The sequence below is a fragment of the Nitratidesulfovibrio liaohensis genome (assembly GCF_011682075.1).
GTDB classification, from domain to species: domain Bacteria; phylum Desulfobacterota; class Desulfovibrionia; order Desulfovibrionales; family Desulfovibrionaceae; genus Cupidesulfovibrio; species Cupidesulfovibrio liaohensis.
Genome location: NZ_VSMK01000617.1, coordinates 1 through 1,077 on the forward strand (window position 1 = coordinate 1; position 1,077 = coordinate 1,077).

At 70.6% G+C, this 1,077-nt stretch carries 1 protein-coding gene; it reads right to left on the bottom strand.

Going from position 1 to position 1,077, the window contains the following annotated elements; genetic code table 11:
• Positions 1-553 (bottom strand): lipid II flippase MurJ (locus tag FVW27_RS16740; protein ID WP_279586649.1); only part of this gene is annotated, 553 nt, incomplete at its 3' end.
• Positions 554-1,077: the final 524 nt, after the last annotated feature.

Here is a 1,077-nt window from a genome sequence, read left to right on the forward strand (position 1 = left end):
GCGGCAGGAAGCGCCCGTGGGCGTGCAGCATGCCCGCGCACAGCGCGGTGCAGGTGGCAGCCACCCCGTAAGGCAGGCAGATGCGCAGAAGATGCGCGGCCCGTTCCACCACGCCCGGCGGAGCCCCTGCCGCGCCAAAGCCGGGGGCCAGCAGCAAGGCCAGGGGATGGGCCAGGGCCATGCCCAAAAGGCACAGCAGGGCCAGCGGCAACAGCGTGCGCAGCAGCACCCCGCGCCCGAAGGCGAAGGCCCGTGCATCGCCATCTTGCCCGCGCAGGCGCACGAAGGTGGGGGTGAATGCCAGCGACACCGCCCCTTCGCCGAGCATGCGGCGCATGAGGTTGGGCAGGCGGAAGGCCACGAAGAAGGCGTCGGCTCCGGCACCGGCGCCCAAAATGTGTGCGGTCAGGGCGTCGCGCGCATAGCCCAGCACCCGCGATACCAGCGTGGCCCCGGCCACGGTGGCGGCGTTGCGGGCCAGGGCCGTGTTGTCGGCAGGCGTGCTGTCCGGGTTGGCGGTGGCCGGACCGGCCTGGGCTGTGGGTGGCGTCATGCCGGGTCCTTGCGTACGTGGGTGATGGGGCGTGCGTGGGTGATGGGGCGTGACCGCCCGGTGCGCAGTGTAGCGCAGCGCCCCTGGCCTGTGAACCCGGCGGCCTTTTCCGGACTGCGTGCCGTGGATACCGGAAAACCGTCTGGAAATTCCGGATTGCCATGCAGGGGGGGTGGAAGCGGATATGCAGCTGTCGTAAACATGGCGCGAAATCAGTATGTTGCGGTGTCGGTTCGGCGTGCCCCGCCCGGCTGCGGGAGTTGTTATTTCCGGCGGCTTGTATTACGCCCACGTGACGGGCCGTTGCGGCCCAGACGAACAGACGAACTGATGAGAACTCATCCTTCGGCCGCCCGCGTGGTGGGCCGCACGCGCGTGGCACGCGCGGCAAGCTGGCAAGGCATAGGGGGTATGCCGCGTGAGCGACCAGAAGGGACAGGACTCTGCGGAGAACGTGTGGCCCGACGCAGCCACCGGGCACGGCCAGTCGCCGGACCCGGTGGACGGGCGCGCCCCGCGCCCCG